We start from the raw sequence: 13361 nt of genomic DNA, 5'->3' as shown, positions 1-13361 counted from the left end.
AGCCACCGGGAACGTGCGGACTCGAACGGTGCGACATGGCTAACTCCTGGGAAATTCGGGCCCCGTGCTCATTAGTGCTCGGTTAGAGCTTGTGACAAACATCATGAAGCATCGATCACAGGTAATGCAACTGTGAGTTGTCTTTACTGTGCGAAAAGGTGAACCCACGGTGACCGCTTGACAGGTATTGTGACTCATGCCACCCTGCTCAAATCTGCAAGAGATCGGGGGTTGGATTGCAGATTTTTGCAGACACACCCGAGGAGAGAGCATGAAGACACCACGGAGCTGGTCCCGCCGGCTGCTCGCCGGCGGCGCCGCCACCGCCCTGACCGTGGCCGGGCTGGTCGCCTCGGGCGGCGCGTCGCAGGCGGACCCGATCGCGGCGAACACCAGCACGGCGATCGGCGTGAAGCCGATCATGGGCTTCAACAACTGGGCCAGGTTCACCTGTGCTGCGCAGCAGCGGCTCGACGGCACGAGCAGCGGCTACTCCTTCCAGCAGTTCATGCAGGACCAGGCGAAGGCCATGTCGGACACCGGCCTCGTCGCGGCCGGGTACACGAACCTCACGGTCGACGACTGTTGGATGCAGCGGACCTCCGCCGGTTACCTGCACGGCTCGGCCACCTGGGGCGGCAGCAGCCAGCCGGGATTCGACTGGGAGCTCACCGACTACGGCAACTACCTGCACGGCCTCGGCATGCAGATGGGCCTGTACACCACCTCCGGGGTGAACACCTGCCAGGGCGTGCCCGGCGGCATCCTCGGCCACGAGCAGGTCGACGCGAACTCCCTCGCGTACTGGGGCGCCGACTCGATCAAGGTCGACAACTGCGGGACGACGTTCGACAACCGCCAGCAGGTCCTGACCACCTTCGCCAACGCGCTGAAGACCGCGACCGCGAACACCAGCCGCAAGATCCTGCTCAACGAGTCCGCGCCGGCGGGGGCCTCGCCGAACAGCTCGCAGAAGTACGACGCGATGAACTACGTGCGCGGCCTCGGCCAGATGTGGCGGGTCAGCCCCGACATCACCCTGTGGCACAACCCCCAGGTCTCCGCGTGGAACGCGCCCCTGGCCTCGCAGGCCTACGAGGGCGGGATCCTGCAGAACTACACCGACTCCGTGGCCCTGGCCCGGTACAACTCCCCCGGCAACTCCAACGACGCCGACATGCTGCTGATCGGGGACAACAACCAGCTCACCCTGGCCGAGCAGCGCAGCCAGTTCGCGCTGTGGTCGGCGATGGGCTCCCCGCTGATGATCAGCACGGACGTGCGCAAGATGGCCGCCGACCCGACCACCTACGCCGCCCAGCTGGCGATCCTGAAGAACTCCGACATCATCGCCGTGGACCAGGACTCCCTCGGCGCCGGCGGCTACCTCGCCCGGCGTGAGGACTCCGCGAACAACGACACCGGCGTCGACGTCGTGGTCAAGCCGCTGGCCGGCGGCAAGCGCGCCGTGACCGTGGTCAACAAGGGCGCCGCCACCGTCAACTACACCCTGGACCTGGGCCTGGTCGGCTTCGGCAACCTCACCTGCTCGCGGACCGCGCGCAACCTGTGGACGCACACCAACCAGTCGGTCACCGGCTCGATCGCGCTGAGCCTCGGCTCGCACGACAACGCGATGTACACCATCGACCCGGGTAGCTGCGGCGGGGCGACGCCGACCGGCGTGATCCAGGCCGTGCAGTCCGGGTTCCAGGCCAACGCCCTGTGCCTGGACGCGTACACCGGCGCGGCGGTCGGCAACAAGGTCGCGCTGTGGGACTGCCACGGCGGCACCAACCAGCAGTGGCGCCGGCTGTCCACCGGTCAGATCCAGTCCGTCCAGAACGCCGCCAACTGCGTCTCCGCCGACGGCACCGGCATGAAGATGGCCGTCTGCAACACCGGCGACGCCAGCCAGATCTGGACCTACAAGCGGTCCGGGCAGCTGGCGGTGGGCACGAAGTGCATGGACGTGTTCGGCGGGGCCGTGGGCGACAAGAACTCCACGATCGCGCTGTACACCTGCGGCACCAACCAGCCGAACCAGACCTGGAGCGCACCCTTCGACGCCCCTCCGGGGGCCTGAGCTCCAGCGGAACCGCCCCGGCACCCCACGGTGCCGGGGCGGTTCCGTGCAAAACCTCCAATTTGGGGTACGAGCGGAAAAGTACCCCTAGGCTGGTCCCGTGGACCTGGTACTCCGACCGACGACCGAACTGCGCGCGCACGCCGAACAGGTGGCCCTCGCGACCGTGCTGGCCATGCCCGCGACGGAGCTGGTGGCCGACATCGACCGGGAACTGGCCGGAAACCCGGCGCTGGAGTCCGTCCCGGCCGACCGGCGCGGGCACGCCCCCGGCCCCGACCCCGACCAGCTGGCCGCCGGATGCCGGGGCTGGGAGACCCTGTTCGCCGAGGCCGCCGTCCTGCTGCCCGGGGCCGACCGGTGGATCGCCGGGCACCTGTGCGCGGACCTGGACCGCCGCGGCTGGCTCGGGCGCACCCCCGCGCAGGCCGCCGCGTGGCTGGGCGTGGACGTGGCCCGGGTCGACGGGGCGCTTGCGGCGATCCGGACCGTCGGGCCGCCCGGCACCGGGGCCGCGGACCTGGCCGACGCGCTGCTGCTGCACCTCGACGCGCTGCCGGTGCAGGCCCCGGACCTGGTGCGGCCGATCATCGCCGGGCACCTCGGGGACGTGGCCGCCGGCCGGTGCGACCGGATCGCCGCCGCCCTGGGACACCCGGTCGCCGACGTGCTGGCGGCCGTGGACTTCGTCAAACACCGGCTCGTCCCGCACGCCGGGCCCGATTCGGGGTCCGGCGTCCCCGCCCCGCCGGACGTCGTCGTCCGGATCGGACCGGGCGGCACCCTGGAGGTCGACGTGCCGGCCGTGGGCGCGGACCTGCGGATCAACCGGGAGTACGCCCGGCTCGCCGCCGCGCCGGTCGGGCTCAGCCCCGAGGAGTGCTCCGCGGTGCGGGCCCAGGTGGCCGCCGCCCGCGAGTTCCTCGCCCGGCTCTCCCGGCGGGCCGGCACCCTGCGCCGGGTCGCCGAGTACGTCATCCGCCGGCAGGCCGGCTTCGTGCGCACCGGCCCGGCGGGGCACCGGCCCCTGAGCCGCACCGACGTCGCCCGGGACCTGGGGCTGCACGAGACGACCGTGGGCCGGGCCGTGGCCGACAAGGTCGTGCTGCTGCCCGCCGGCCGGACCGAGGCGTTCGGCGCGTTCTTCGGGGGCGGCACCCGCACCCGGGAACTGCTCGCCCGCCTCGTCGCCGCCGAGGACCGGCCGCTCACCGACGGCGAGCTCGCCGTGGAGCTGGCACGGCGGGGGTATCCGGTGTCGCGGCGCACGGTCGCGAAGTACCGGGGCCAGCTCGCGATCGCGCCCGCCCAGCACCGCTGACCCGCCGCGCCGCCCGCCTCGCCGCGCCGCCCGCCGCGTCACCGCCTCGCCCCGCCGCCGCCCGCCGAGCCACCGGGCCGGAGCGGGCCGAACGAAGATTCGGGGCCCCGGCCACCGTACCCCCGAAAAGGTGTTCGCTCGTGCGGAGCCGCCCCCGCGTCGACGCCCTGGCACGAATCCTGCAGTGAAGGAGGGCAGGGACGCCGGACGCCGAGGAGGCAGACATGCACGATCTGGATCGGTCCGTGTACGAGCAGGAGGACGCCGCCGGGGAACTCCCCGGTGGCTCCGGGCTCGGCGAACAGCAGGAGTCCGAGCTCGCCTCGGCACTCCTCGAGCTGGGCAGCGACCAGGAACTCGACCAGTTCCTCGGCGACCTGGTCAAGGGGGCGGCCAGCGCGGCCGGCCAGTTCCTCCGCTCCGACACCGGCCAGGCGCTCACCGGGGTGTTGAAGTCGGCCGCCCGCGACGCTCTGCCCATCGTGGGCCGCGCCGTCGGCGGGTGGGCGGTGCCCGGCGGCGGCGACGTCGGGGCCCGGGTCGGGCAGGCCGCCGCCGACGTCTTCGGCCTGGAGGTCGAAGGGCTCAGCCAGGAGGACCGCGACTGGGAGGTGGCCCGGGGCTTCATCCGGTTCGCCGACGCGGCGGCCCGCAATGCCGCCCTGGCTCCCTCGCACGTGCCGGCCGCCGCCGTGGTGCGCCGCGCCATCGCGGCCGCCGCGCGCGACAACGCCCCCGGGCTGGTGTCAGGCGGCGGTCGGCGCAGGTCCGGGCGCTGGGAACGCCACGGCCGCACCATCGTGATCTTCGATAACTAGGAGGAGACAGTGTCCAGCTACGCGCAGCAGTGGGAGATCGGCGAGAACTACGAGGAAGAGGCCGACTTCGAGGACGAGTTCGCCGACTACGAGGAGGAGGCCGACTACGAGGAAGAGGAGGAGGTCGACTCCGAACTCGGCGGGGCGATGGAGAACGAACTGGCCGGCCAGCTGTTGCAGGTCGCCAACGAGGAGGAACTCGACCAGTTCCTCGGCAACGTGTTCCGCTCGGCGGTGCGCGGGGTCGGCAACTTCGCCCGCTCCAGCGCCGGTCGGGCCTTGGGCGGCATCCTCAAGAACGTGGCGAAGAAGGCGCTGCCCGTCGTCGGCGGCGCGCTCGGCTCGTGGGTGGCCCCGGGTATCGGCACGGCGATCGGTTCCCAGCTCGGTTCGGCCGCCGCCGGACTCTTCGAGATCGACAGCGAGACGATGTCCGACCAGGAGGTCGACTTCGAGGTGGCCCGCAGGATCGTCCGACTGTCGGCCGGAGCGGCCAAGCACGCCGCCCGCGCGCCGCGCGGCATGCAACCGCTCAAGGTCGCCCACACGGCTGTCGCCGTCGCGGCCCGCAAACACGCGCCGGGACTGCTGCGGCTCATCCAGGGCGGGTCCGCGCCCGGGTCGTCGCGCCCGACGGGCGGGTGGGCCGGACCCGCTGGTGGAGCGGTCGGACCGGCGCGGACGACCTGGGCGTTCCTGCCGAAGCCGAAGCGCCCGCTGCCGCCCGGGCGGCGGCCGGTGTTCGTCGACCCGATCAGCCGCGCGCTCGACGGGTGGGCCGCCGCGTTCCCGGCCGTGGAGGGCGGCGCCCCGGCGGGGCGGGCGATGTCCGGCCGGTGGTACCGGCGCGGGCGCAAGATCGTCGTGGTCGGGGCCTGACGTGTCCGCCGCCGGCACCGCGCACTGGTACCTCGAGCAGGAGGCCCGGGCACTGGTGACCCGACTCGACCGAGTGCGGCCGTTCGCCGTGCACGAGACGATGGTGCCGGCGGCGGCGCTGGCCCCCACCGCGCAGTCAGCGATCGACCAGTTCCTGATCCGGGGGCGCCGCGAGCTGCGGGCACTGATCGGCGGGTACCTGCGGTGGCTCGCCGGACCCGGCCGGGCGGCGGCCCCCGAGGAGCAGCAGCGCCGGTTCACGCTACTGCGGCTGCGGTTCAACGACGTGCTCTCCCAGTTCGACCTGTTCACCGAGGTAATCACGCAACGCAGCGAGCACGCGACCGGGGTGTGGCTGTCCGGGCTGGACGTCCTGGCCACCGACGCGCTCCGGCTGCCCGACGCGCCGCCGATCGCCTGCTATCTGGCCAGGGGGCCGGGCGCGGCGATCCGGCGGGTGCGGACCCAGCTGCCGGGCGGGGCGGCCAATCCGGTGGCGATCATCCGGGTACCCCGGGAACGGATGGTCGGGCACGGCATCGCCTCGTCGCTCGTGCACGAGGTCGGCCACCAGGCGGCGGCGCTGCTGTCCCTGGTGGAGGTCGTCCGACCGACCCTGGCCGCCCGGTCCGGCCCGGAGTGGGCCAGCTGGAGCCGGTGGATCTCGGAGATCCTCGCCGACCTGTGGTCGGTGTCCCGGCTCGGGACCGGCTCGACCCTGGGCCTGATGGCCGTGGTCAGCCTGCCCCGGTGGGCGGTGTTCCGCCCGGGCGGGGCCGACCCGCATCCCGTGCCCTGGCTGCGCGTGCTGGTCAGCTGCGCGTTCGGCCGGGCCCTGTACCCGCACCGGCAGTGGGACGCGTTGAGCGCCCTGTGGCGCGGGCTGTACCCGCCGCGCGGCCTCGCGCCCGGGTACGCGGAGCTGCTCGGCCGCCTGGAGGCCAGCATCCCCGCCTTCGTCGACCACGTGCTCGCCGTCCGCCCGCCGGCCCTGGGGGGCGCGACGCTCGGCGACCATCTGGTCCTGCCGAGCCGCCGGCCGGAACGGCTGCTCGCGTTCTGGCACGCCTTCCGCGACCGCCCGGCCGGACTCGGGGCCCAACCGCCGACGCTCGTCTTCGCCGCCGTCGGGCAGGCCAGGGCCGCCGGCCTGATCACGCCAGAGGCCGAGAGCAGGCTGCTCGGCCGGCTGCTCACGCACTGGGCGCTGCGCAGCAGCCTGGACACCGCCGCGGCCTGCTCCACCCACACCATCGAGGAGAACAAGCCATGACCACGAACCTGACCGTCGAGGGCAACGAGTTCACCGTCACGGGCAACCACACCCGACCGGTACGGGCGGGCACGGTCGTCACCTTCACCGCCAGCATGTCGCACGGGGACCCCGACGCCTACTTCTACCGGTGGCACGTGGAGGGGCCGTTCAGCGACTCGGACCGGCAGTACCCCGGGGATATGGTGTTCGACTGGGACACCGACAAGGTCCGGGGCGGGCTGTACCGGATCTACTGTGTGCGGACCCCGAAGATCCGCGAGGAGGGCGAGGAGCCTCCGCCCCCGGCCGACGGGGCGACCGACGCCTACGAGGAGGCGTTTCCGACGAAACTGCCGCCCAAGGCCCCGGGCAAGGGCAAGACGCCAGCGCCGGAACCGGCGCTGAAAGCCGACGGCCCGTCGCGTTCCACGGTCTGGGAGCTGTTCGTGGAGGCCGGGATCGGCAGCGGCGACAGGGGCGGGGCGGTGCCGGTGAGCCTGCAGAGGACCGCGCTCGAACCGACCCCCGGACAGGTCCTCTGGATGATCATCCGGAACCGGACCAACGCGATCGGCTTCCGGCAGTACAAGCCGTGGGTCGACAAGGTGATGTGCTCGGGACCCGCCGGAGACGCCCGGGGGCCTGACGCGTACGCGCTGCTCAAGCGGACCACCGACGTGTTCCTCATGCACGAGACCGGGGTCCTCGACTCCGACCGGGCGATGCAGAGCATCGACGAACAGCTCAGCGACCCCCAGCGGCAACTGAAGCTGCGGCTGGAGGAGGCCCGCCGGCTCGGCGGCACGGCCCAGCTGGACGACATCCGGCAGTACCGGGACAACTACTACGAGAGCCTGGTGGACGAGGGGGTGCTGGTCCTGCCGTACCTGAAACTGATCAGGGAACGGCTCAACGACATCCCGCTCAAGCCGTCGAAGGAACTGCCGTACAACTGCTACGGCATCCTCAAGTCGCACATCACGGGACCGCTGGCGATCGAGCTGATCTGGTCCTACTGGCACGAGGAGGGCATGCTCGCCCAGAGCCTCAACGCGATCATGAACCGGTTCGAGAACCGGCGGGTGGCCGGGGCGCGCGATCCCCTGGTCCGGTTCGACCTGGATCCGCTGCGGCCGATGTCGAACCTGCTGTGGGGATGGACGAGCGACGAGTACCGCCGGCTGACGGTGCGCCGCCGGTCCTTCGAGTACGAGCACGAGTACGGCCTGCGGCTGATCGGCCGGGCCATCCCCGACGAGCAGGTGGTGGACCGGCGGTCCAAGTTCATCGAGTCGTTCCACAACGTGCTGCACCTGGCGCACGTGTTCTTCAAGGAGGATGACGACACCACGGTGCTCGCCGACGGGTTCCCGCTGCTCAACGCGCTGCGCGAGACGCACCTGCTGCTGGCGGAGGGCGCGCACAACCAGTTCGGCGACCTTCCGTCCTCCGCGCGGGCCGAGATGCTGATCATGGAGTGGCTGCTGGCCCGGCCGGAGATGCGCGAGTTCATGGGCGGCCGGATCATGGTGCCCTACGAGGAGGAGTGGATGGATCGGGTCGACACCATGAAGCAGATGCAGGGCTGGACGGACGTGACCGTCACCCACTTCCGGGACATGGGCGTCTACGGGGAACAGATCCTGCTGTCCATCCGGTACGGCGACTGGTCGATTCTCAACGACCCGCAGGAGGCGGCCAACTGGGCCCGGTACTGGCGGCCGGAACTGCAGCGGTACGCGCACGCCTACCGGGCCGCGACAGGGGTGGACCTCACGGAGCGGGTGAACGGGGCGATGCCGAGCGCGCTGTTGCAGCGGCGCGGCGGCGCGGCCCGGCGGGCGTGATGGGCCGCGCGGGCCTGGCCGGCGTGATGGACCGCGCGGGCGCGGCGGGGAGCGGGCACTCCGGTGGGCGGGCCGTCGACTTCACCTCGGCGTTGTTCCTCGGGATGGTCCATCCGAGCGGGGAACTGCGTCCGTGGCGGCGGCTCACCACCGGGGCCCCGGCGGTCCTCGGCGTCCCCGCCGCCGCGGTGCGCGTCGCCCGCGACCTCGCCGGGCTGACCGGCGGGGAGGCCGCCGTACTGGCCCGCTCGACCCTGCACGGCCTGCTCGACGCCGTGCCGTGCGCGGCGGGCCGGACCGGGCGGGTGCTCCTCGACTCCGGTGTGTACCCGGTGGCGCGGTGGGCCGCGGCCGGGGCCGGGTGTCCCGTCGACACGTTCGCACACCACGACCCGGCGTCGCTCGCCGTGGCCGTCGCCCGCCATCCGCGACACCGGCCGGTCGTCCTGGCCGACGGGCTGTGCGTGGCGTGCGGGCCGGTGCCACTGGCCGCCTACCTGCGGGTACTCCGGCCGTACGACGGACTGGTGATCCTCGACGACACCCAGGCGCTCGGCCTGCTGGGCACCCGACAGTCCGGTCCGCCACGCGACGTCCACCGACCCGGGAACGGACCTGTCGACGGGGACGCCGCCAGCGGCACGGACCACGGGTGGGACGAAACCGGTCTCCGGCGCGCGCCCTACGGCCTGGGCGGTGGCGGCTCCCTCCGTTGGCACGGCGTCGACCCGGCCCGGGTGCTCGTCGTGGCCTCCCTCGCCAAGGCGTTCGGCGCGCCGGTGGCCGCTGTCGTCGGGCCGGGCGAGCTGATCGCCGCGGTGGCCCGGTCGGGCCCGGCCCAGGTGCACACCAGCCCGCCGAGCAGCGCGGACCTGCGCGCCGCCGAGCACGCGCTGGACCGCAACGACGCGGTCGGCGACCGGCTGCGCGTCCGGCTCGCCGGACTGGTCGGCCGGTTCCGGCACCGGGTGCGCGCGGCGGGGCTGCCGCTGGGCGCCGGGCCGCTGCCGATCCAACGGGTACCGCTCGGCGCGGCCGGCCCCGGCGTCCACCGGAGACTGGGCGAGGCGGGGGTGCGCGCGGTGCTCGCCAGGGTCGGCGGCCACCGGGAGGTTGCGGTCACCTTCGCCGTGACCGCCCGGCACCGGCCGGCGGACATCGACGTGGCGGCGCGGGCGCTGGTGGACGCCGTGCGGGCGGAGGCGCGGGCCCGGGCGGCGGACCGGGGCTCGCGGTGATCATCGACTGTCACTGTCACGCCGGGCACGGCGACGGCCTGACCGGGCCATGGGACACCGCCGCCCCACTGGACGGCTACCTGCGCCGGGCCCGCGCCGCCGGCATCGACCGCACCGTCCTGTTCGCCGCGTTCCACTCCGACTACGCCACCGCCAACCGCGAGGTGGCTCGGATCGTCGCCGCCGACCGGCGACGGTTCCTCGGGTTCGCGTTCGTGCACACGGTCTCCGACGCCGGGCGGATCGGGGACCTGGTTGGCGAGGCGGTCACGGTGCACGGGTTCCGGGGGATCAAGGCGCACCGGCACGACGGGCCGCTGACCCGGGAACTATGCGAGGTGGCGCTGCGGTGGCGGCTGCCCGTGCTGTACGACCCGTTCGGGGAGGTGGCGCCGTTGGAGGTGGTGGCGGCCGAGTACCCGGATGTGGATTTCGTCGTGCCGCACCTGGGGTCCTTCCCGGACCACTGGGCCGCGCAGCGGCAGTTCCTCGACATCCTCGCCCGGCACCGCAACGTCCACACGGACACGTCCGGGGTGCGCTACTTCGACCTCTTGGTCGAGGCGGTGCGCCGCGCCGGACCGCACAAGATCCTCTTCGGTACCGACGGCCCGCTGCTGCACCCGGGCCTCGAACTCGCCAAGGTCCGCGCGCTCGGGCTCCCGCCGGCCGCCGAACGCCTCGTGCTGGGCGGCAATCTGCGCCGGCTGTTGGCGAAGGCCCGCCGGCCCCGGCGACCCGGCCCACCGCCACACTCGACCTGACCGGTCCGCTGGGTGCCGTGCCCGGTCGCCTGGGCCAGTCCTTTCCTGCGGCCGGGGCGTTCCCGTCGAAGGCCGGGCGGTCAGGTGCCCCCGGCCGCCCGGCTGCGGCGCAGCTGCAACGCCCGGTCGGTGACGCCGAGCAGCCGCGCGGCGAGCGCCACCCGGCCGCCGGTCTGGGTGAGGGCCGCCCGGATCGCCGACTCCGCCGCCGCGTCGCGGATCTCGCGCAGCCCGAGCCCCGCGGCGACGGTGCGCCGGACCGCCTCGTCGAGCAGCTCCCCCGGGTCCGCCGGGGCCCGACCGTCCACCGGCCGTTCCTCCTCCGGCAGGTCGCCCGGGGTGATCGGCCCGTCGCCGACGTGCCGGAAGGCGACCTGCAACGCGAGCTGGCGCAGGTCACGAACGTTCCCCGGGTACTGCCGGGCCCGCAGCACCTCCGCGACCTCCGGGGTGATCTGCGGCTCCGGTTCCCCCGCGCGGAACTCCCGGAGGAAGTGCCGGAACAGTGGGAGCACGTCGTCGGGGCGCTGGGCGAGGGTGGGCAGCCAGACCGTGGCGGCGCTGATCCGGTAGTACAGGTCCGAGCGGAACCGGCCGGCCTGCTGCTCGGCGACGAGGTCGCGGTTCGTGGCGCACACCAGCCGGAACCGGGTCCGCCGCCACACGTTGCTGCCGACCCGCTTGTACGCGCCCTCCTGCACCACCCGCAGCAGCTCCGCCTGCAACGACGCCGGCAGCTCGCCGACCTCGTCGAGGAACAGGGTGCCGCCGTCGGCGAGGGCGACGGCCCCGTCCCTGGGCGCGACCGCGCCGGTGAACGCGCCGCGCTCGTGGCCGAAGAACTCGCTGCCGGACAGGGTCGGCACGACGGTGGTGCAGTCGAGGACCACGAGGTCGCGCTTGTCGGGGCGGGGGTCGAGCTGGTGGATCAGGTTCGCCACGAGTTCCTTCCCGGTGCCGCTCGCCCCGGTGACCAGCACGAACGACGTGGAGAACCGGGCGACCTCCACGACCCGGCGCAGGACGGCCCGCCAGCAGGGGCTGCGTCCGATCAGCCGGTCGCGGACCTGGGCGGAGTCGACCAGCTCGTCGATGACCCGCCACCGGTCCAGGCGGGCGGCGGCGACCCGGGCCGTGGGCTGCCCGTCCCAGACCAGCACGTCGGACGCGCCCTGTTGCAGCAGCCGCCACGTGGACCCCGGGGAGATCGCCGTGGTCGCCCCGGCGACGACGAGCAGCCGGTGCCTGCCGCCCTCGGACAGGTCGCGGACCACGGCGCCCAAACCGCCGGAGTCGGCCCCGCAGACGAGCACCCGGGGCACGTGGTCGATGTCGGGCGCGCGGGGCAGCACGGTCACGTCGGTCTGGCGGAGCGCCGCCGCCACGTCGTCGGCGAGGGACTCGCAGGCGGGTGTCAGGCCCCTGATCCACGCCTGCGAGTCCCCCATGCCGGCCAGCCCCCACCCTGATGGTCTCTTCGAAGGGAGCCTATGCGCCCCAATATGGCAAAGTACGAAATTCCATCTGGAAGGTAGCTATTGCGCGAAGGTCTGCCCGAAGGTACAAAGAGGGTGAGCGATCGTGGGAGCTGTCAGGCTCCCGTTCCACCGCCACCCGCGGTGACCAGGGTCGACCACGCGCCGCCGGCGACACCGGCGGGCCGGCGACCGAGTCGCACGGGGCTTCAGCGGAAACCCGCATCCAGCGCACCACGCTGTGAAGGAGCCTCACCATGAACCAGCCCCTACCGGGCGCCGGCACCGCCGCGCCCGAACCCGCCGATCTCGACCCCCGGGTCACCCGGCACCTCGCCGAACGCGTCGCGGCGTTCGAGAGCGAGATCGAGGCTGTCGCACCCGCCGGGCCCAGGGTCGGCGACGTCACCGCCCGGCTCGCGGCCCGCACCGACCTGTCGCCGGCGGTCCGGCTGCTGCTGCGGCACCCGCCGATCGTGCAGGGCCTGCTGCGCGACCAGTCCGCCGCCCTTCCGAAGGAGCAGGTGCTGGAAGCTGTCCTCGCCGGCCTCCGGTCACACGCGGCCGAACTCGAGAAGGACGTGTGCGAGGACTTCCTCGCCGACGCCGCCCTGCCCGGGCACCGCGCGGAGGTCGTCAGCCTCGCGCGGGCCGAGCACCTCGACGTGCGCCCCGGGCAGCACCAGCACCAGATCCTGGCGTGGTGGCTGCGGGCGAAGATCACCAGCCGGTCCCTGCCGAAGCTGCTCAACGCCATGGGCAAGGTGTACCTCCCGGCGGAGGAGTACACGACAGGGCAGTTGGAGCGGGCGGCGCACCAGCTCGACGCCGGGGCGTCTCTGGCGTCCGTGCTGTCCGGACTGCGCTCGGCCCACCGGCTGCGCCCGTCCGACGGGGACGAGCCCTGCCCGCAACTCCCGCCGCTCGGCCCGGTCACGGGCCCGGTCCCGGTACTGGAGACCGGCGCGGGCGACGCCCGGGCGGCCGGTGCCGTCCTGCAGATGGAGGCGTTCGGCGACGGCCTCGGCATGTTCGAGGGGGCCCGGTCGCTGGTCCGGCGCTGGGAGGCCGGCGAGCTGCGGTTCGCCGACGAGAAGGTCAACGCTCTGCTGTACTGCCACTGGCAGCGCGGCGAACGCCTCGACGCCCCGGCCCGCGCGACCCTCTACGGCTCGGTCCGCTCGGCCGGCGACTTCCCCGAGCTGTGGAATGACCTGATCAGGTCCGTCGGCAGGTACCTCGACCACGAGGACCGCGAGGCGTACGACGGGGACGTCGGCGACTCCGTGGCCCTGTCGGCCGTCCTCGCCGCCAGCCTTCGGATCCGCGCCCGGCTCACCACGGCGGTGGGCGGGCTGGCGGACTGGCGGGCCCGGGAGCTGTACCGGCAGTACACCGAGGCGACGGATCTGCTGTCGCACCCGGACGTGGTCGCGGCGCTGGCACCCGGCGGGGACCGGTACCAGGTCGCCGATGCCCTCGCCCGGCTCGACGACCGGGCCACGGGCGACGTGTGGGGCGGCTACACCCGCGCGTACGCGGTGAGCACCGTGCTCGACGAGCTGGTCGACCTCGCGCCGGGCGACATGTCCGGCGAACAGCTGCGCCCGCTGATCCGGGCGGCCGCGCTGCTCCGCCGGGTCTGACGGCGGGCCGCTCCGACCCGGCACGGGTCGGA

10 protein-coding genes are annotated in these 13361 nt (G+C 73.4%); 9 read left to right on the top strand and 1 reads right to left on the bottom strand.

Annotation, left to right across the window (positions count from 1 at the left end):
• The first annotated feature begins 271 nt into the window (after nucleotides 1-271).
• The 8 genes from IW245_RS04935 (at nucleotide 272) to IW245_RS04900 (ending at nucleotide 10208) form a co-directional block, all read left to right on the top strand.
• Nucleotides 272-2086 carry a ricin-type beta-trefoil lectin domain protein gene (locus IW245_RS04935; RefSeq protein WP_197002009.1) on the top strand — a complete coding sequence of 605 codons (1815 nt, stop codon included), beginning with the start codon at nucleotides 272-274 and terminating at the stop codon, nucleotides 2084-2086.
• A gap of 100 nt (nucleotides 2087-2186) precedes the next feature.
• Entirely contained in the window at nucleotides 2187-3407 is a 1221-nt protein-coding gene (locus IW245_RS04930) for an RNA polymerase factor sigma-54 (RefSeq protein WP_197002008.1), read from the top strand.
• A 224-nt stretch (nucleotides 3408-3631) separates the two neighbouring features.
• Nucleotides 3632-4225 (top strand): hypothetical protein, encoded by a 594-nt coding sequence (locus IW245_RS04925; protein ID WP_197002007.1) that lies wholly within the window; start codon nucleotides 3632-3634, stop codon nucleotides 4223-4225.
• A gap of 9 nt (nucleotides 4226-4234) precedes the next feature.
• Nucleotides 4235-5104: a hypothetical protein gene (locus tag IW245_RS04920; RefSeq protein WP_197002006.1), complete on the top strand. Its 870-nt coding sequence runs from the start codon at nucleotides 4235-4237 to the stop codon at nucleotides 5102-5104.
• A gap of 1 nt (nucleotide 5105) precedes the next feature.
• Entirely contained in the window at nucleotides 5106-6377 is a 1272-nt protein-coding gene (locus IW245_RS04915) for a hypothetical protein (protein WP_197002005.1), read from the top strand.
• Nucleotides 6374-8206, top strand: a complete 1833-nt coding sequence (locus tag IW245_RS04910) for a hypothetical protein (RefSeq protein ID WP_197002004.1) — start codon at nucleotides 6374-6376, stop codon at nucleotides 8204-8206. The genes IW245_RS04915 and IW245_RS04910 overlap by 4 nt, the downstream gene beginning before the upstream one ends.
• The gene (locus IW245_RS04905; protein WP_197002003.1) at nucleotides 8206-9444 is read left to right on the top strand and encodes a PLP-dependent aminotransferase family protein; all 1239 of its coding nucleotides are present in this window, start codon (nucleotides 8206-8208) and stop codon (nucleotides 9442-9444) included. The genes IW245_RS04910 and IW245_RS04905 overlap by 1 nt, the downstream gene beginning before the upstream one ends.
• On the top strand, nucleotides 9441-10208 hold the full coding sequence (locus IW245_RS04900; RefSeq protein ID WP_197002002.1) for an amidohydrolase family protein: 768 nt from the start codon (nucleotides 9441-9443) through the stop codon (nucleotides 10206-10208). Before IW245_RS04905 ends, IW245_RS04900 begins: the two co-directional genes overlap by 4 nt.
• 80 nt (nucleotides 10209-10288) lie before the next feature.
• Here IW245_RS04900 and IW245_RS04895 read toward each other — a convergent pair whose 3' ends face one another.
• Nucleotides 10289-11656 carry a sigma 54-interacting transcriptional regulator gene (locus IW245_RS04895; protein ID WP_197008324.1) on the bottom strand — a complete coding sequence of 456 codons (1368 nt, stop codon included), beginning with the start codon at nucleotides 11654-11656 and terminating at the stop codon, nucleotides 10289-10291.
• Nucleotides 11657-11940: 284 nt separating this feature from the next.
• Between IW245_RS04895 and IW245_RS04890 the strand changes: the two genes are divergently transcribed.
• Entirely contained in the window at nucleotides 11941-13329 is a 1389-nt protein-coding gene (locus IW245_RS04890; protein ID WP_197002001.1) for a hypothetical protein, read from the top strand.
• Nucleotides 13330-13361: the final 32 nt, after the last annotated feature.

Source organism: Longispora fulva (assembly GCF_015751905.1).
Classification (GTDB): Bacteria; Actinomycetota; Actinomycetes; order Mycobacteriales; family Micromonosporaceae; genus Longispora; species Longispora fulva.
This window is presented reverse-complemented; position numbering and strand designations above follow the sequence as displayed.

Coding starts and splice junctions, on each gene's coding strand:
- IW245_RS04895 (WP_197008324.1), bottom strand. CDS start 11,656: ATGGGGGACTCGCAGGCGTGGATCAGGGGCCTGACACCCGCCTGCGAG.
- IW245_RS04905 (WP_197002003.1), top strand. CDS start 8,206: ATGGGCCGCGCGGGCCTGGCCGGCGTGATGGACCGCGCGGGCGCGGCG.
- IW245_RS04910 (WP_197002004.1), top strand. CDS start 6,374: ATGACCACGAACCTGACCGTCGAGGGCAACGAGTTCACCGTCACGGGC.
- IW245_RS04925 (WP_197002007.1), top strand. CDS start 3,632: ATGCACGATCTGGATCGGTCCGTGTACGAGCAGGAGGACGCCGCCGGG.
- IW245_RS04935 (WP_197002009.1), top strand. CDS start 272: ATGAAGACACCACGGAGCTGGTCCCGCCGGCTGCTCGCCGGCGGCGCC.
- IW245_RS04890 (WP_197002001.1), top strand. CDS start 11,941: ATGAACCAGCCCCTACCGGGCGCCGGCACCGCCGCGCCCGAACCCGCC.